Source organism: Dactylosporangium fulvum (assembly GCF_025137375.1).
Lineage (GTDB): Bacteria > Actinomycetota > Actinomycetes > Mycobacteriales > Micromonosporaceae > Dactylosporangium > Dactylosporangium fulvum.
This window is the reverse complement of record NZ_CP073720.1, coordinates 4724269-4742267: the sequence shown is the minus strand read 5'-3', so window position 1 is coordinate 4742267 and position 17999 is coordinate 4724269. Positions and strand designations below refer to the sequence as shown.

The window sequence follows — 17999 nt, the reverse complement described above, 5'->3', positions numbered from 1 at the left end:
TGGGCTCGACCGGCTCATCGCTCGGAGGCGGTCAGGAGCACGTTGGCGCGGAGCCCTTCCAGCCACGTCAACGCGACGTCGCTCGCCGCGTCCCTCCCGGATGCGTCGTGCCTGCCGTACTCACCGACTCTGGTGGCGCCGAGTCCGGTGAGCGTCGCGTCGATGATCTCGCTGCCGTGGCTGTAGGTGTCGATGTAGCTGGAGTCACCCATGCCGAACATCGCGTACCGGAGTCCGGTGAGGTTGGGACGTTCGCGCTCCAGGCCCGCGTGGAAGGGTCGGGCACTGGCAGGCAGCTCTCCGTCGCCGTACGTCGAGCAGACCACGAGATGCAGCGCGGCGACGTCGATGGTGTCGACGGGCTGATCCGTCATGTCGACGACATCGACCTCGATGGTGTCGTCGAAGCCGGCGATCGCGTCCGATAGGTCGTTCGCGACGAATTCCGCGGTGCCCGACTCCGTCCCGAAGAGGATCACGACCCTCACCTGTCTACCTCCATCCGATCGCCGTCGGCGACCACGTTGCGCGATGCCAAGCGCAGCAATTGTTCCCTATCAGTGACCTTGCTGCGGAATCTTCCCGCACTCGCGTGTGCGAGCTCGTGGGCGTCGATCGCTCGCCAGCCCGAGAAGTCGACGGCGCGCTCCCGCACGTGCTCGGGCAGGCCCGGCCATCCGGGCCGCCCCGTGCGCACCTTTCCGGCCTCGACGTCTGCGGCGATCGCGTCAGCCACCTCTCGCGCGTCGACCCGATTCTCGGGGATGGTGCCACGGGGACCGCGGCGATACCAGCCGGTCCGGTAGATGCTGGGGAGCGCCGAGATCACCTCCGGTCCCGTGTCGTCGCCCGGGTAGAGCCGCTTCGACGAGTGCTGGAATCCGATGGCGGTGATCACCGCATCCGCACCGAGTCGCAGCCGGCTGCCGCCTGGCGCCACGAACTCGACCAGACATGAACCGCCGTCGGCCAGGATTCGTTGCGGAGTCCACCCGAACCGCAGCACGACGGTGGTCCCGGCCTCCGGATCGCTCGAGTCCCGCAGCTCGCGAATGACCTCCGCGATGCGAGACGGATTGTCGTCGGACTCGACGTCGACGTCGAAGCGGACGCCGGACAGTCCTCGAAGCTCCCGCAGGACGACGGGGTCGAACTTGGCTGCTGCCATCGGCGAGCGTCCGATCACCTCGAGACGCCGGACTCCGGCGCCGCGCAGATGACGCAGGACCCCGTCATCGACGTCGGAGTCCGCGAACGCGTCGAGCGGCTTGAGTAGCAGGCGCATCAGATCGCCCGCCACGTTGCCGTTGCCGATCAGCACCAGGTTCGCGCCCAGGCAAATCTCCTCGCCGACGGAATCCGGATGCCCGTTGATCATCCGCACGATGCGGCCGGCACCGATCACCCTGGGGTGGTCCTCGCCGGGGATGTCGAGCAGACGATCGTCGTCGAGCCCGGTCGCGACGACAATCACATCGAAGTTCGCCTCGATCTGATCGGTGCTGACGTCGGTTCCGACCTCGACGTTGCCGGCGAAGCGGACACCTTCTCGTTCGAAGAGCCGGTCGAACTGGCGCGTCACCGCCTTCGTGCCCTGGTGGTCCGGCGCCACGCCGTACCGTACAAGGCCGAAGGGAACCGGGAGGCGGTCGAACACGGTGATCGCTGCGTCCGGCAGGCGCTTACGCAGGAACTGGGCGGTGTAGCAGCCCGCCGGTCCGCTGCCGATGATTGCGACGGTCACCACCTCAGTCGCCTTCCCTCGCCCCGGTGATCAGCGACACGAGGTCCTCCGCGGTCACGTCCGCGGTGCGACGTTCGGCGACCAGCCGGCCGCGGCGCAACACGAGCACCCGGTCGGTGATCCGCTTTACCTGCGCCATGTTGTGGCTCACCAGCAGCACGGAGATGCCGCGCTGCGCAAGCCTCATGATCAGCTCCTCCACTTTCGCGGTCTCGCGGACGCCGAGAGCCGCGGTCGGCTCGTCCATCACGATGAGCCGGTGGCCGCCGTACGTGGCCCGCGAGATGGCGATCGCCTGCCGTTGACCCCCCGAGAGACGCTCGACGGGGGTGCTGAGCGACGGCACGTTCACGTCGAGCGCGGCGAGGTGTTCCTTGGCCTCCGACCGCATGCGGCGGCCGTTGAGCCAGCCCAGCAGTCCGCGGCGGACGATCTCGCGCCCGAGGAACAGGTTGGTGGTGATGTCGAGGTTCGGCGCCAAGGCGAGATCCTGGTAGACCACCTCGATGCCGAGGCTGCGCGCATGGCTGGGCCCGGTGATGCGATGCGCCGTGCCGTTGACCAGCAACTCGCCGTCGTCAGGCTGCAGGACCCCGGCGATCACCTTGCTGAGCGTCGACTTGCCCGCGCCGTTGTCGCCGACGAGGGCGACCACTTCGCCATGGCCGATGGTCAGCTGAATGTGGTCGAGCGCCGTGACGCCGCCGAAGTGCTTGCCTACGTCACGCATCTCCAGCAGCGGATGCTTGCCGGTCGAGACGGATGTCGCTGCCTCGGTGGTCACGAGATCCTCCTGGCCAGGTACTTGCGGAACTGGTCGACGCCGACGGCGAGCACAAGGATCGCGCCGGAGACGATCTGCTGAATGAACGGCGAGACCCCGCCGAGGTTCATGCCGTTCTGGATCAGGCCGATGAGGATCGCGCCGAAGAACGCGCCCACCGGGCTGCCGGTGCCGCCGAACAGCGACACGCCGCCGATCGCGGCCGCGGCGATCACCTGCAGCTCGAAGCCTTGGGCGAGGTTGCCGCCCGCCGAGTCGAGGCGGCCGGCGAGCATGATGCCGCCGAGGCAGGCGAGCATCGAGCAGATGATGTACGCCGTGATGCGGTAGCGCAGCACCGGAACACCGGCGCGCGCGGCCGCTCCCTCCGACCCGCCGATGGCCCGCAGCCCGACACCGAACTTGGTCTTGACGATGACGATGGCGCTGATCGCGGCCACCAGCACGGCGATCACCGCGGGCACCGGCACGCCGGCTATCAGTCCTCGGCCGAGCCAACGGATGGGATCCGGGAGGCCGGTGGTGTTGATGCCGCCGGTGAGCTGCAGGGCGGCCCCGCGCCAGACCAGCAGTCCGCCGAGCGTCACGATGAACGCAGGAAGGAGGACTCTGCCTACCAGCACGCCGTGGAGCGCACCGATCACGGCGCCGACGAGGAGGCAGATCAGCAGACTCAGGGACCACGGAAGGTCGTTGGCGACGGTCAGCACGCCGAGCAGCGTGGCCGAGAGCGCCCCGACCGCCGCAACGGAGAGGTCGATCCCGGCCGTGATCATGACGAACGTCTGACCGGTGGCGAGGATCACCAGCACTGCGGTCTGCGCGAAGATGTTCGAGAGGTTTCTGGGAGTGAGGAAGGCGTCGTTGCTGACGGCGATCACGACAGCTACCAGGAGCGCGCCGATCAGCGCGGCCCCCCACGGGGGGAATGCGGGGAGTCGGCGAAGCAGGGGTGTGTGGATCGCCGGCGTTGCGTCTGCGGAGACTTGGGTGGTCATCGTTGGTCCTTCAGGGGGTCGGCTGGGGCGGCGCTGCGCCGGCCCGCGTGGTCAGGAGGCCTTTTTGATGAACTCGCGCAGGATGGGCGGGTTGCTGTCGATGAACTTGGCGACGTTGTCCGGGGTGAGCAGGACGGAGCCGGTGTCGATCCGCTTCTCGACCGTCTCGCCGCACGCGGCCTTGACCGCGGTGTCGATGGCGGTGTAGCCCATCTTGTAGAGCTGCTGGGCCACGATGGCATCGACCTTGCCCTGCTCCATCAGCGCGATGGCGTCGGGAGCACCGTCGAACCCGACGAGGAAGATGCGCTTGCCGTGGCTCTTGAGCACCGGCACGGCAGCTACCGTCGAGCCGTCCCAGGCGTTTGCCACCGCCACCACGTCGGGGTTGGCCGCGAGCAGATCTTCGAGGCCCTTCTGGGCGGCCTGCGCGTCCCACTCCGTCTGCACCTCGAGCACGGTGACGCCCGGGTACTTCTTCTTCATGGTGTCGACGAATCCATTCCGTCGATCGCGACCGGTGGAGTAGGCCTGGGAGCCGTTGATGAGGATCACCTTGCCTTTGCCGCCGATGTGCTCGGCCACCGCCTCGGCCTGCTGCTGCGCCGCGGCGTAGTTGTCGGTGGCGACGAACGAGGCCAGATCGCCGCCGTTGATCTGCGAGTCCAGGTTGACCACCGGGACACCGGCGGCGTTGGCCTCCTTGACGGCGGGAACCAGGGCCGAGGAATCGACCGGAGCGAGCGCGATCGCGTTCGCGCCCCCGGCGATGACGTCCTGGACGACAGTCACCTGTCCAGCCGCGTCTCCGTCCTTCGGCGGGCCGAAGGATCGCAGCTTCACGCCGCGATCCTTGGCGGCGTCGGTCGCGCCCTGGCCGATGATGATCCATCCCTGGTTGGTGACCGAGGGGTTCACATACCCGATGACCAACTTCTTGGGGTCGCAGCTGCCGGACGCGGCCGATGCGGGCGAGTCGGTGCCCTCCATCGAACAAGCCGTGAGCGCCGTGAGTGCAAGAACGCCGGAGCCGAACAACGCGGCGATCCTTGTGCGTGCTGACCTCATTGTCCTGGTCCCCTTTCTGGGGTGATCGTGGCGGGGTTGACGGGGGTTGCGAGCAGAGCTCGGAGGTCCAGCGCGGTCAGCCGGCCCCCGATCATCCACTCGCACACGACGAGCGTTCCGTCCGGCGAGACGGCGACGTCGTGGGGTGCGTTGAACGCGCCAGGGGAAAGATCGGGACGCACGGTCACTCCCGCACGGACCGCGTTCGGCCACCCTTCTCGGTCGAGTGCGGCCGAATCGCCGGCGCCCAGATGCACGACGAGGCGGTCCTCCGCGTCGAACACCAGCACGCGGCCGTGCAGATCCGCGACCACGAGGTGGTCCCGCCACACCGTCATGCCGGATGGACGGTCGACCTCGCCTTGGCCGATCACCGCGACCACGTCGGCGGACTGAGGATCGAGCGCGAGGATGCGGCTGTGCCCGCGGTCGGCAATGAGCAGCCTGGCTCCGCGCCGCTCGTCCCAGGCGATCGAGTGCGGGTTGTCGAGGTCGACATCGCCGAGTCCGATCGTGCCGAGCAGCGTTCCTGAGCGCGAGTACCGGTGCACGAGGTCAGCGCCGTAGCCGTCGGCCACCCAGATGTCGTCGGCGGCGACCACGGACGTCGGGCGGAAGACCTTCTCCCGGTAGATCGGCAGATCCGGGCGTCCGATGCGTGCTCGCACGTGACCGTCGCGACCGATCGCGAGGACCTGCCCGCCGTCCCGGGCTGCGTGGGTGGTGTAGTTGCCGTCGTCGCCGCGGCACTCCTTGTTTCCCGGATCGGCGAGCCACAGTGTGTCGCCGTCCACGGCGATCCCGTGGACTTCGCGCGCCGGGACGGCAACGGACCACGATGTCGCTCCCGTCGGGTCGAAGGCGATGACTCGCGGTTCGAGGGCGTCGGTCGTCAGGAAGGTCCCGTCGTCATATGCCATCCCCGGATGGGCCCAACCGGTCGAATCGGGGGTGAGCACGTCGGTCAGGTCTTGCCACTGGGTGGCCGACGAGATGTCGGCGGGTGACGCGGTCACGCCGCGAACACCAGGGGCAACGTCTCGAAGCCGCGCTCGTTCATCTTCAGCACGCGCTCGGGCTCGCCGTCGAGCGCGAATGGCGCGAGATGCGGCAAGCCGTGCTGTAGAACGATCTTCGCCTCCAGCCGTGCGAGGGGAGCACCGATGCAGAGGTGTACGCCGCCGCCGAACGCCAGGTGCTTGCCGACGCGCCGGTTGATGTCGAGTTGATCCGGATCGTCGAACCGGTCGGGGTCGCGATTGGCTGAGCCGTAGACCAGCGTCACCGTGGCGCCTTCGGGAATGGTCACACCGTGCAGCTCGACGTCCCGGGTGGCAGTGCGCGAGGAGTTCTGGATCGGACTGTCGAAGCGGAGGAACTCCTCGATCATCGCGGGCGCGGATTTCACTGCCGCGTCCTGCACCTTCACTCGGAGTTCCTCGTCGCGTGCCAAATACCAGAAGATGTTCGTGAGCAGGTTCTTGGTGGTGGAGATGCCGGCAGCGATCACGAGCGTGCTCATCCCCACCTGCTCGATGTGCGTGAGCGGCCGGTCGCCGACGACACCGTTGGCGATGGCGGAGAGCAGGTCGCCCCTTCCATTGCCGCGACGCGTGGCGAGCTCTCCTGCCAGGAAGTCACGAACCTCGGCGGCGGCCGTGAGCGCCGAGGGCGGGATTGCCTCGTTGCCGGATTCCCGGCCGAACATGCTGATGAAGCGTCCATAGACCCAGTCGTGATCCGAATGGTCGATACCGAGCAGATCACAGACGACGCCCAGCGGGAGCCGGGTGCAGAACTCGCCGGCGAAGTCAACCCGGGAGCGTCCGACCAGCCGCTCGCTCAGCTCATGCACGCGCCGGGTCACGTCCTCTTCCTGCATGCGCACGAACCCGGGAGAGATGTGGTCTTTCAGCACCAGTCGGAACAGGTCATGGCCGGGCGGGTCGGTCTCCGCCACGTTGCCCTCGCCGAAGAAGATGCTGCCGGTCTTGTCCAGGTCGATGCCTTCGGCGCTGCTGTATGTCTCCCAATCGCGGTTGGCGTCGACGACGTCGTCCCAACGGGTCAGCGCATAGAAGCCTCGCTCCGCGTTGAAATAGACGGGGTGCTCCTGGCGAAGCATGGCGTACGTCGGGAACGGGTCGTCGATGAAGACCTTGTCGAACGGATCCCAAAGTTGCGTCCCACCGGTCATGCGATCTCCTTCGATCGTGTGCCCAGCGCACCCGTCAGGTCGCGGGCCTCCAGACTCTGTCCACGTTGTCATATTCTTGAGAAGCGCCACTGTATGGGCACTGAAAGCGGTATGTCAACGTGGTCAGCGAGAAGCCGTACGACGCTGATTCAAGGAGCGCGCGGAGGGCCGTGTCGCTCACGCCGCGACGCGGCGAAGACGAACGTGCAACGCTACCCGTTCCCCCTTGGCCAGGCCCGGAGAGAGCGAGCCGCACCTGCCTGACGCCCGGGTGACCCAGACGGGTCGATCATCATCGAGGGACAGCGCAAGCACCGCGCCGACGAGGCCCAGGTCGCTCTCCAGTCGCTCTCGCGGCAGACAGGGCGGATTGCCCACCAGCCTTCGCCGGAGCGACCAGCAGTGGATGGCGTGCCAGGATCGTGGCCGAGAGCGGGTCCCCAGGTCTGTCTCTTCCAGCAGGCCACCGCGCTCGCTGGAGGCGAGGTCATTCCCTGAGGACCGCGGGTCGTCGTCATGGCCGGCTTGATCACGCCGGCTAGGGTGCCGGCATGCCGACGGCGCCTCGGGGATATGCGCCCGGTCGGAGCGCGCTCATCCGGTCGGGCGCCGACCACGGGCCGCGCCAGGCGAACCCGCCTGTCGGCGGATTCGGGCGGCTGGTGCTGCGGGTCCTGGAGGTTCCGCTGCTACTGATCGGCCCGTTCCTGGTATACGCCGCCGCCTTCCTCGCCACCGGCGAGCCCACCGTCAACCGATGGATCGGGCTGTCACCGGGGTCGGGTCACAGGGGATCGTGCGGTTCGCCGGTGGGAGCGGGCCGGGCGGCCCTGGTTCAGCCGCTCGTAGAGCGCCGTCGTCTCGGCCGCGGGCCGCACGCCGAGTTCGTCACCGAGCACGGTGATCAGTTCGGTGTACTGCCGCTGGACCCGGCCCGGCTCACCCAACGCGGCATAGCAGGACATCAGCGAGCGGTGCGCCGCCTCGACGAGCGGGTCCAGGTCGAGCAGACGCCGGTAGGCGTGCACCGCCCGCCCGGGGTCGCCGCCGTCGACCAGCAACACGCCGAGGCGCATCAGACTCTCCTCGGCGCGCCTGCGCAACTCGGTGCGACGGGCGACGATCCACTGTCCGCCGCCGAGGTCGGCCAGGAAGTCGCCCCGGTAGTGCTCCAGCGCCTGTTCCAGCAGCGGCACCGCACCGGCAGCCGATTCCTCCGCGGCCGCCTTCTCCAAGCCTGCCTCGAACGCGTCGACGTCGTACAGGTGCGGAAGCGCCCGGTTGAACACGTACCGGCCGTTGCTGAACCGCACCCATTCGGCGCCGCCCAGTGCCCGGCGGGCGTGCCGGACCGCGGTGTGGAAGCTGTTGCGCAGCCCGGTGCCGCCGGTGTCGGGCCACAGCGCCTGTCCCACGTGCTCCTTGCTGCCGCCCGGATGTGACAGCAGATAATGCACCAGTTCCCGGGGCTTCTGATACGTCCAGTCGGCCGGCCCGAGCAGCCGCTGCTCCGCGTATTCCCGCACCTGCCCCAGCGCGAGGATCCGCACCTGCGCGGGGAGCCGGTCCCCCGTCCGCGCAACCGGAACCGGCGCCACGACCAAAGGCGCGGACGACGACGCCACGGAAAGCCGCGCGACGGAGGCGACGATGTCAGCGAGCGGAACAGCTGCCGCAGCCGCCCACGCATCGGCTGTGAAGGGCGATCGGCGCAGGGAAGCGGCCAGCCCGGCGACGTCGGGGTCCTCGACGGGCGGGCGGGGCGTGCCCAGCGTCGTACGGACAACGTCGGCGGCACCCAGCAGCCGCGCCGCGAAGGCCGGGTCCCGGTGTGCGGCGGCCAGCGCCTCCAGTCCGCTGGCGGTCCGCCACAGGTCGCCGACGGCGTACTGCGCGGCGACGCTCTCCGCCAGCAGGCGAGCCGCACGCGCCCGGTCATCAGCGCGCAGGGCGACGCGGCCGAGCAGTTCCAGCGCCCAGGCGGTCCCCTCGGCGAACCGGACCGACCGGGCCAGGTCGAGCGCCTCGGTCAGGACCCGCGTGGCGGTGTCGCAGTCGCCGTCGTAGAGAGCCGCCGCCCCCGCGTTGATGAGGCAGGCGGCGGTGCGGCGCGGGTCGCCGACCCCGCGGAAGTACGCCACCGGCCCGGCTGCGAGCACGGCCGCCCGGCCCGGGTCACCGCGCAGCCAGGCCAGGAACGCCAGCTGGTTGCGGGTGCCGGCGGCCCCGGCGGTGTCACCGGTCTCCTCCCGGCGGCGCAGACACTCCAGCAGCAGGCGTTCGGCGTCGTCATAGCGGCCGCGTTCCCGGGCGATGCCGCCGAGGACCGACAGCACCGACGCATGCCCGGCCGCGTCGTCGAGTTCCCGGTACAGCGGCAATGCCCGGTCCAGCTGGTCGGTGGCCAGGTCGTACCGGCAGTGCAGCATCGCCAGCGAACCCGCGGCGGAGTGGCCGGCCGCGCGCAGCCGTTGCGGCCCGGCGCCGGTCTCCAGCGCCGCGGTGAGCCACCGCAACCCTTCGGCGTACGCGCCGCGCAGTGTCCACCACGGATACAGCGCGACCGACAGGCGCAGCAGCCGATCGGCCGACGGGGCACGGTCCGCGCTCGCGTGACACCAGGCCAGCGCGGCGACCAGGTCGGCTCGTGCCGCGTCGAGCTGGTCGGGCCACACCGCGGTGCCGCGGTCCGCTGGTTCGGCCAGCTCGGCCATCAGGGCTGCGTGCCGGTCGCGAACGGCCTGCTCCTCGCCGGCCGTCGCGAGCTTTCGCGCCGCGTACCGGCGGACCGTCTCGAGCATGCAGTAGCGGACGTCGCCGCCGCTGCCGCGAATCTGGACCAGGGACTTGTCCACAAGGGACGGCAGGATCCACAGGATGCCGGGAGTGTCATCGCACAGCGCTTCCACGGCGGCGAGGGTGAACGTCCCGGCGAAGACCGCCAGCCGGCGCAGGACGACCTGTTCGTCCGGCTCCAGCAGGGCATGGCTCCAGTCCATTGTGGACTGGAGGGTCCGCTGCCGGGCGACACCGCCGCGGCGGCCGGTGTCGAGCAGACCGAACACCACGTCGAGCCGGTCGGCGAGGTCCTCGATGGGCAGGGCCGCGACCCGGGCGGCGGCCAGTTCTATCGCCAGCGGCAGCCCGTCGAGGTGGGCGCAGATCGCGGCGACGGCGCGGGCGTTGCGCTCGCACAGCACGAAGGCGGGGTTGACGGCGACGGCCCGGTGCACGAACAGCTGGATGGCGGGCCAGTCCGCGAGTTCGTCCAGCGGGGGCAGCGCCGACGGGTCGCAGACCGGCAGCGGCGGCACCGGCCGGGACCACTCCCCCGTGATCCGCAACCGTTCCCGGCTGGTGGCCAGGACCCGCAGCCCCGGGCAGCCGTCGACGAGCCGGTCGGTGAGGTCGGCGGCCTCGGCGATGACGTGTTCGCAGTTGTCGAGCACCAGCAGGACGTGCTCGTCGCGCAGCCGGCGGACCACGGACTCGGCGAGTGGGACACCGGCCGTGTCACGGATCCCGAGGGACGCGGCGAGGGCGGCGGCGACCGCGCCGGGCCCGGCCACCGGGGCCAGTTCCACCCACCGGACCGGCAGTGTCCCGTCGCCCTCGATGCTCGCCGCGACCGCCCGCGCGAGGCTGGTCTTGCCGCTGCCGCCGGGCCCGGTGAGCGTGACGATGCGGTGCTCGTCGACCGCCCGCACGACGTCGGCCACGTCGCCGGCGCGGCCGACGAGCATGGTGCGTGCGGTCACTGCGACGGTCATCGGGTGGGCCGCTCCTCGCATCGTGGTGATGGTCAGTGCCCAAATCACCACGATGCGAGGAGCGGCCGGAACCGCTGTGTCGGCATCGCGACGCCATGTATCAGAACCGGAACTTGATCCACCCCCGCACAGCCGGTTGCTGCCACGCCCACCCATTGGCCGGGTCGTAGTAGTTGATCCGGTAGGCGGGCTCGGAGACGACCTCGATCCCCTTGTCGAGGTGCTCGTCGATCGCGGACTCCAGGATCGGGGTGCGGAGCTTCTTCCCGCCCGGCTGCGGTTTGACGCTGAAGTGCTTGGTGCCGATCAGTTCGGGGGTGACCTCGACGTGCAGCGCGTGCAGGCCACGGTTCTCCCAGTCGACGGTTCCCAGGTAGGGACCGGGTTCCAGGTGTGCCAGACCGAAGAACGACTCGGCCCGGATGTCACGGACGATCCGGCCCTGGGCCTTCAGCTCGGCGAACCCCGCGTTGAGGAAGGACGCGGCGTCGTCCAGGCTGGTGATCTTGCCGGTCACCTCACCGACCGGGCGGCCGGCCGCCTTGACGAAGTCCTCGTTGGTGATCGGCTTCGTCTCGGACGGCGCGAGGTGCAGGTTCGCCTGGTGCGCCCCGACGTCGGCGACGCAGTGGTCGTTGAGGCATTTCGGGTTCGTCACCGATCCCTTGTTGTCCTTGCTGCTGCCGATGTGCCGGCCGGCCGTCCCGCGCCGACCGACCCGCGCGGCCGCGGACCGGACCACCTTGCCGGCCACGGCCAGCGTCGCGCCGACGGTGGCGCCGCCGACCGCGGCCTCGATCGTTTCCGTGGCGTACTCGCCGACGCTGCTGCTCGTCCCCTGGGCCACGTCCGACACCGCGCGGTTGAGCGGGGCGGCGGCAGCGGCGCTCACGGCGCCGTCCGCAGCCGCCGCGGCCACCCTGGACCGGGTCGCCGAGAACGCCGCCGACGCGGCCCGGTTGCCGACCCCGGCGCCCGCGTTGATCGCCACGTGCGCGGCGTACTCCCCCGGTGTGATGCTCGGCGTGGCCTGCGCCGCCTCCTGCGCGTTGCGCGGGGCGTTGGCCGCGCTGTTGACGGTGAGCGCCGTGATGACGACCGCCGCGGCGACCACCAGCCAGGCGATCCGGCCGTCGGGGTCGTGCGCGACCGTCGGCCGGTTCCCCACGTACACGTACGGCTGGTCGGGCCGGGCTCTCCCGGAATCGCGGTCGCCCAGCATCGCCGGGTCGACGGCGGTCCAGCGGGCCAGCCACGGCGCGTAGTAGCGGGCGCCGTGGTAGGACAGGCCGGTTTCCGCGTCGTGTTCCTTGCCCGTGTAGCGGTAGCGCTTCGGCGTCTCGGTCTGCGACCGCACCGCGCGATACGCGCAACTGCCGTAGGGGTGGTACTCCTCGTAGGAGATGACCTGCGCCGAGGAGTCCAGCTCCAGGGTGGCCGAGCCGAGCTGGTCCTGGTACTGGTAGCGCACCAGCTGCGCCGCGCCCGGATCGGTGCCGGCCGTCCTCGTCTCCACCAGCGCCACCCGGGTCCGGTCGTCGGTGACGTGTCGGCGCTCGCGTTCCACGGTCACCGTACTGCCGTCGCCGCCGAAGCTGCGGTGCACCTCGAACCCGCCGAGATACCGGCGTTCGGCGGCCCGGGTGGGTGCCGCCGCGCCGGTGGCTGACCGCTCGGTGACCGCGCGCACCCGTTCCCCGGCGGCGTCGTAGACGTAGTACGTCGTCTCCGGCGTGCCGTCGGTGACCACCTGCCGGGCGACGGCGCGCAGCCGGTCGGCGTGGTCCCACGCCATCAGCGGCAGGTGCGGCATCCGGGTCATGTTGCCGTGCGCGTCATGCTCGTAGGTCTCTTCCGGACCGGACCCGATGCTGGTGGCGACGAGCCGGTTGCTGTGCTCGGTGTACGTGTGCCGGCGCGTCCACCCGGCACCGGGCCGGGCCGACTGGTGCACCAGTTCGAGCAGGTTCCCGACCGGGTCGTAGCGGCACCGCTCGGTGTAGCGGCCGACCGCGGCCCCGTCGCCGGGGTGGATCGCGGGCCCGGGCAGGTCCGGCCCGGTTCCCGGTGCGCCGGCGAGCTGTTCGCGCCCGCCGGCTTCGACGAGGCGGTACAGCGCGTCGTAGGTGTAGTCCGCGCCGGATTGCACGACCTGGCCGGCGAAGAAGGCGGTCTGCTGTGCCGCGTCCCGTACCGCCGTGATGTTGCCGACCGGGTCGAAGGTGTGGCGGAGGTCCTGCAGCACCTCGGCGGCGCGGCGGGTCACAAGGCGGCGCAGCCGGCTGGTGGCGGGATCGTAGGTGTACGTGGTGACCGTCCCGTTGCCGTGCACGACGCGCGCGCGCCGCCCGGCCGCGTCGTGGTCGAGCTCGGTGACCGCGTGCAGGTCCGCGCCGCCCGGGTCCAGCAGGCCGGTGGGTACCGGCCGGCGGGTCCACACGTCGAGCCGGGTGAGCCTGCCGCTGATGTCGTAGCCGGGCCGCACCACGTCGGTCCGGTCGCCGCAGTACGGGCCGGCCTGCTGGATGGGCCGGTTCAGCGCGTCGTAGCGGGTGTGCGTCGTGTACGTGTCGGTGTCCAGCGGCGGATCGGCCGACCAGTCCGGGACGTCGCGGTAACCGGCGGTGAACCGGCGGGTCGCGGTCAGCGGGTTGCCCTTGAAGTCCCGGCGTTCGGTGGTGCTGCGCCCGGCGCTGTCGTAGACCGCGTGCACGGTGCCGCGCAGGTTGCGGTCCTCGGCGTCGGGCAGCGTCTCGCCGTGCACGGTCCGGCCGATGACGCGTTCGGGTTCCGTACCGGCGAGCAGGTGCGCCTCGACCGGGCGGCGCAACGCGTCGTACGTGGTGCGCACCCGATGCCCGCGGTCGTCCCAGGTGGCCCGCAGCTGCCCGGCGACATCGGTGAGCACCCGCCGGACACCGGTGTCCATCCCGGCCTGGCGCAGCAGCCGGCCGCCGAACCCCAGGTCGGTGCGCAGGACCAGGCGGTCGAGCCCGTCGCGGACCTCGAGTTCGTTGCCCTCGACGTCCAGCGTCAGCCGGGTCAGTTCGGCGGGTTCCGTCCCGCCGGCCTCGGTCCGGGTGCGAAACGCCCGGCCCAGGCTGTCCAGGTGCGTGACCGTGGGCGTGGCGGCGTGCGCGGCCGCCTTGACCGCCGCGTCGCGTTCCTCGGCGCCGAGCCCGCCGTCCACCCGTTGCGCGTACCAGGTCGGCAGGTAGTCCCCGGCCGGCAGCAGCGCGGCGAACACGGCCAGATCCGGGTCGGTGCGCGGATCCAGCAGGACGGTGTCGTTGCCGTCCCAGGTCTCCTGCCGCCACGGGTCGAAGACCACCTTGTCCCAGCTGTGATCGGGCCGCAGCACGGCCACGACCCGCTGTGCCGCGTCGTGGCACCGGGTCGCGCTCACCCCGGCGGTGCGGTCGGCCTCGAAGCGGTGGGTGCCGGTGAAGAACGGCTCGTACTCGCGGACCGGGCTGCCCTTGGCGTTGAAGACGGTCCAGCCGGTGGCGATCCAGCGTGGCGTCACGATCGGGCCGCCGTCGGCGACCGGGCCGGGTGCGGCCGTCGCCTTCGTCTGCACGATCCGGCCGAATCCGTCGGAGTACGTCACGGTGTGCTGGATCCGGACCGGTTCCCCGGCCGGCTGGTCGGTGGCGTGGGTCTCCCGGACCAGGGTGTGCACGACCGGCCCCTGCGGCTGGGTGTCGCCTCGGGAGCGGTGGTAGGCGAACAGATCGTGGATCAGCCGGGTGGTGGCGGCGCCGAGCAGCCCGGCCGGATCGGTGACCTCGCCCGCGAGCACGTCCTCGGGCAGGTCGGCGGTGAACCCGTCGAGCGAGTCACCCACCGGTTCACCCGGTTTGCCGCGCACGGCGGTGCCGACGACGGCACCGTGCACGTCGAACGCGACCTCGCTGCGGTTGCGGTTGGCGTCGGTGACCAGCCGCGGTTGCAGCACGCGGTAGTCGAAGCCGCCCGCGACGATCTGCCCGGCCGCGTCCCGTTCACCGACGGTGGTGCGGTTGCCGAGCGCGTCGCGCACGTCGACAACGGCCAGGTCGTACGGGTCGTACCCGGCGATCGTGGTGGCGCCGAACGGATCGGTGAACCGGACCGGGAGGAAGAAGTGCGCCCGGGCCAGCGACAGCTCGGCCTGCGGGGTGCCGCCGGCCGCGAAGTGCACCCGCCCGGACGGCACCCACCAGCCCGCGTCTGCGCTGTGGACGTACCCGGCTTCGGCCAGCACCGCGTCGTCGACCCGGTCGCCGTACGCCTGCATGACCATCTCCGGTGTCAGCGCCAGCGAGTACGACTCGTACGGCAGCGCCAGCGACTCCAGTGAACCCAGCGGCAGCGGCCCGGTCAGGTCGTCCCGCCGGTACAGGGTGCGGCGGTGCTCCAGCAGCCGACGCGCCCCGTCGGCGGCGACGCGCAGTTCCTCGGCGGTGAACAGCCGGCCGGGCTGGGCGGGCGGGCCGAGCAGTTCGAAGCGGCGCTGCTCGGCCGGCAGTGGGGTGCGGTGGGCGACCGGACCGGTCACCGCGGCGGTCATCCGGTGGTCCACGGTGGACACGTGCAGCCGGTGCTGCGCCGCCCGGTCGGCCTCGCTCAGGGCCGGATCGGGATCGGGGTGCCGGCGGCCGTAGGTGACGCGCACGGCGCGCAGCACGTTGCCGAAGCTGTCGACGTCCAGGGTGACGCCGTGGCTGACCCGGGGGTCGGGGACCGTCTGGTCACCGGCGTGGTAGGTGGCGCGGTCGTACGCCGCGTCGACCGTCTCGTGCTCGTGCACCAGGAACACCGGATGGTCGTTGCACCCGCGCGGCTGCACCAGCCGGAGCGCGGGGCGGCGTTCGGTCACCGTGTACGGCAGCCCTTCCCGGTCGGTGCGGTCCTGCGCGTACACCTCCTGGCGCAGCATCGTGCCCCGCAGGGCGCGCACCGCGTCCCGGCGATCGGCGTCGGACAGCCCTTCCGGCAGCGTGGTCGCGGGCAGGCGCACGATCGGGTCGCCGTCCCAGTACTCCTGCCGCAGTTGCCCGGCTGTCGCACCGCCCGGGTCGTGCAGGCCGGTGTGGAACCAGGTGCGGGTCAGCACCGGCGGCGTGGTCAGCACGTCCGCGTCGGTGCCGACGGTCTCCGCGTCGGTCTGCTCGACCAGGCCGAAGCCCCGGAACTCCCGCTCCACGCCGTCGTAGGCGCCGTGATGGTAGGTGTACCGGGCGACGAACCGGCTGTGGCTGACGTGGTCGAGGGTCTGTACCTCGGTGACGACGTGCACCGGGAACGGCAGCCGGGTCGCCCACGACCGCCCGGCGGCCCGGTCGGCGAGGTAGAACCGGGTCGACGAGGCGTACCCGACCCGGGTCTCGGCGCCGAGGTTGTTGCGCACGCCGACGAGCAGGTACGGCTTGACCCCGCCCATCAGGTCCAGGTAGCGCAGCCGGTCACCGGCGGTCCCGTGCCGCGGCGCCGGCCACACCAGGCAGGCGGTGCCGTTGCCGAGCAGGTCGGTGACGGTGACGTCGGTCGCGGTGGCGGTCGGCGGGACGTGCGCGATGTGGTGCGGCGCGGCGAAGCCGTTGCCGGACTGGTTCAGCCACACCCGCACGCCGTCGCCGTCGAGGTAGAGCAGGTCAGCCACGCCGGTACCGTCGACGTCGGCGAGCCGGACCCGCCGCTGGTCGAAGGACTCCGGCGGGGCGAGGACCGGGGCGCCGGCCATCGGCACCCGGGCGCCGAAGCGGCCGTGGCCGAGGTTCGGCCAGTACGAGACGTCGCCGTTGCGGACCCGTACCACGTCCGGCAGCCCGTCCCCGGACATGTCGGCCAGGTACACCGATCCGGTCCGGTCGGCGAGCACCAGGCGCGGCCCGGTCTCGTCGTCCAGCGGGTGCGGGCGGCGGCGGGCGTCACCGAACCCGGCGGCGCCCAGCGACGGGTACCACGTGATCGCGTCGGTGTCGGTGAGCAGCAGGTCGGCGTGCCCGTCACCGTCGAGGTCGACGAGCCGGGCGTCGGCGCGGTCCAGGTCGGCGGGCAGCCGCTCGAACGCCCGGAACGGTCCCCAGCCGTCGCCGTCGCGTTCGGTGAACCCGGGGACCGGGCCGTCGAACGAGACGACGTCGAGGGTGCCGTTGCCGGTCAGGTCCAGCAGCTGCCGCCGCGTCCCGGCCAGGGCGCGCGGGACCGGCTGGGCGGCGACCGCGACGGCCGGTGCCAGCCGGCCGTCGCCGTCGTTGCGGTGGTAGAGCCAGCTGCCGCCGGACTCCACCAGCGCACCGGAGATCCCGTCGCCGTCGAGGTCGACCCAGGCCGCCGGTCCGGCGGGAGCGTCGGGGCCGGCCTCCCGCACGTCCTCGGCGAAGGTCGCCGTGCTGTAGTCGCACTCCACCGGTGGCATCGACCGGCGCAGGTAGCCGGCGCCCGACCGGCGGTACGCGTGGACGGTGGCCGACGCCAACAGGCTCGCGATGGGCTGCCCGCGCCCGGGGTCGCCGTGATACCGCAGTTCGGTCGCCCGGACCAGGCAGTCCGCGCCGACGCCGGGCTCGGCCGGGAAGTGGTGGAACATCAGCACCCGCCGGCACAGCCGGTAGACGCGCAGGTCGAACCCGGGCCGGTGATCGGAGAACGGGTCCAGGCGGGCCGGCCACGGCCGGTCGGGTTGCGGTGTCGGGTGTTGCGGGTCGTGGTCGCCGTAGTCGAACACCACTTCGAACGCCCAGTCGGGTGCGGCCGGCTGCGGGTCGGCGAGCCGGGAGACCCGGTTGCCGTAGCGGATGCGTTTGAGGTACCGGTGGGCGACCCGCCCGGCCGGGGTGCGGTGCAGTTCGGCCGGTGCGCCGGTGTCCACTCCGAGGCTGTCCTCGCCCCGGTACTCGAACTCCATCGCGTTGCCCCGGTCGTCGTACCGGCGGCAGATGAGCCAGCTGAACACCCGTTGCCGCGCGGCCGGGTCGGCGATGCGCGCCTGCGGGTTCTCCCCGTAGACGGTCGTGGTGCCGTCACCGCCGGCGGTCCGCCAGTGCACGTCCCCGTCGGCGTGGCGGGTCCACCGCTCGACCCGTGCGAACGCGCCCTCCACCCGGGGGCGGTACCGGTCGATGCGGTGGCCGGGCGCATGTTCCGGCCGGTCCAGCACCACCGGGGTGCCGGTGCCGTCGAGTTCGGGCACCAGGTCCTCCGCCCCGGCCAGGACGAACACGTCGTCCTGGCCGTAGGCCGGCAACCGCCGGTCGGTCGAGCGGGCCACCGCGGGAAGGCCGAGGCTCCAGCCGAGGCCGAACGCGCCGTTGCCGGCCCCGGAGTCGTACCGCAGCGTCAGCGCCGGCCCGAACCCGCCCCGCCCCGGGCTCACCGGGATCGGCACGCTGAGCGAGCCGGTACCGGTGGCCGGGTTGATCGCGAACGTCTCGTCCATCCCGCGGATCGCGCC

Annotated in this window: 9 protein-coding genes; all 9 read right to left on the bottom strand. The window is 71.5% G+C overall.

Annotation, left to right across the window (positions count from 1 at the left end; genetic code table 11):
* Nucleotides 1-14 precede the first annotated feature (14 nt).
* A complete protein-coding gene (locus tag Dfulv_RS22235; protein WP_259866362.1) occupies nt 15-488 on the bottom strand; it encodes a flavodoxin domain-containing protein in 474 nt (157 codons plus the stop codon).
* A complete protein-coding gene (locus Dfulv_RS22230) occupies nt 485-1747 on the bottom strand; it encodes an FAD-dependent oxidoreductase (RefSeq protein ID WP_259866360.1) in 1263 nt (420 codons plus the stop codon). The genes Dfulv_RS22235 and Dfulv_RS22230 overlap by 4 nt, the downstream gene beginning before the upstream one ends.
* Before the next feature lies 1 nt (nt 1748).
* Entirely contained in the window at nt 1749-2528 is a 780-nt protein-coding gene (locus Dfulv_RS22225; protein ID WP_259866357.1) for an ATP-binding cassette domain-containing protein, read from the bottom strand.
* Entirely contained in the window at nt 2525-3526 is a 1002-nt protein-coding gene (locus Dfulv_RS22220; RefSeq protein ID WP_259866355.1) for an ABC transporter permease, read from the bottom strand. Before Dfulv_RS22220 ends, Dfulv_RS22225 begins: the two co-directional genes overlap by 4 nt.
* 51 nt (nt 3527-3577) lie before the next feature.
* Nucleotides 3578-4516, bottom strand: coding sequence for a sugar ABC transporter substrate-binding protein (locus Dfulv_RS22215; protein WP_259866353.1), 939 nt, complete (start codon nt 4514-4516; stop codon nt 3578-3580).
* 74 nt (nt 4517-4590) lie between these two features.
* Nucleotides 4591-5610 (bottom strand): NHL repeat-containing protein, encoded by a 1020-nt coding sequence (locus Dfulv_RS22210; RefSeq protein WP_259866351.1) that lies wholly within the window; start codon nt 5608-5610, stop codon nt 4591-4593.
* Nucleotides 5607-6791: a cytochrome P450 gene (locus Dfulv_RS22205; RefSeq protein WP_259866349.1), complete on the bottom strand. Its 1185-nt coding sequence runs from the start codon at nt 6789-6791 to the stop codon at nt 5607-5609. Before Dfulv_RS22205 ends, Dfulv_RS22210 begins: the two co-directional genes overlap by 4 nt.
* 770 nt (nt 6792-7561) lie before the next feature.
* The gene (locus tag Dfulv_RS22200) at nt 7562-10561 is read right to left on the bottom strand and encodes a BTAD domain-containing putative transcriptional regulator (RefSeq protein WP_259866347.1); all 3000 of its coding nucleotides are present in this window, start codon (nt 10559-10561) and stop codon (nt 7562-7564) included.
* A 100-nt stretch (nt 10562-10661) separates the two neighbouring features.
* Nucleotides 10662-17984, bottom strand: a complete 7323-nt coding sequence (locus tag Dfulv_RS22195; RefSeq protein WP_259866346.1) for a SpvB/TcaC N-terminal domain-containing protein — start codon at nt 17982-17984, stop codon at nt 10662-10664.
* Nucleotides 17985-17999: the final 15 nt, after the last annotated feature.

What these genes read in the sequence shown, in the direction of transcription:
- Dfulv_RS22220 (WP_259866355.1), bottom strand. Translation starts at nt 3,526, where the DNA reads ATGACCACCCAAGTCTCCGCAGACGCAACGCCGGCGATCCACACACCC.
- Dfulv_RS22215 (WP_259866353.1), bottom strand. Translation starts at nt 4,516, where the DNA reads ATGGAGGGCACCGACTCGCCCGCATCGGCCGCGTCCGGCAGCTGCGAC.
- Dfulv_RS22205 (WP_259866349.1), bottom strand. Translation starts at nt 6,791, where the DNA reads ATGACCGGTGGGACGCAACTTTGGGATCCGTTCGACAAGGTCTTCATC.
- Dfulv_RS22200 (WP_259866347.1), bottom strand. Translation starts at nt 10,561, where the DNA reads ATGACCGTCGCAGTGACCGCACGCACCATGCTCGTCGGCCGCGCCGGC.
- Dfulv_RS22195 (WP_259866346.1), bottom strand. Translation starts at nt 17,984, where the DNA reads ATGGACGAGACGTTCGCGATCAACCCGGCCACCGGTACCGGCTCGCTC.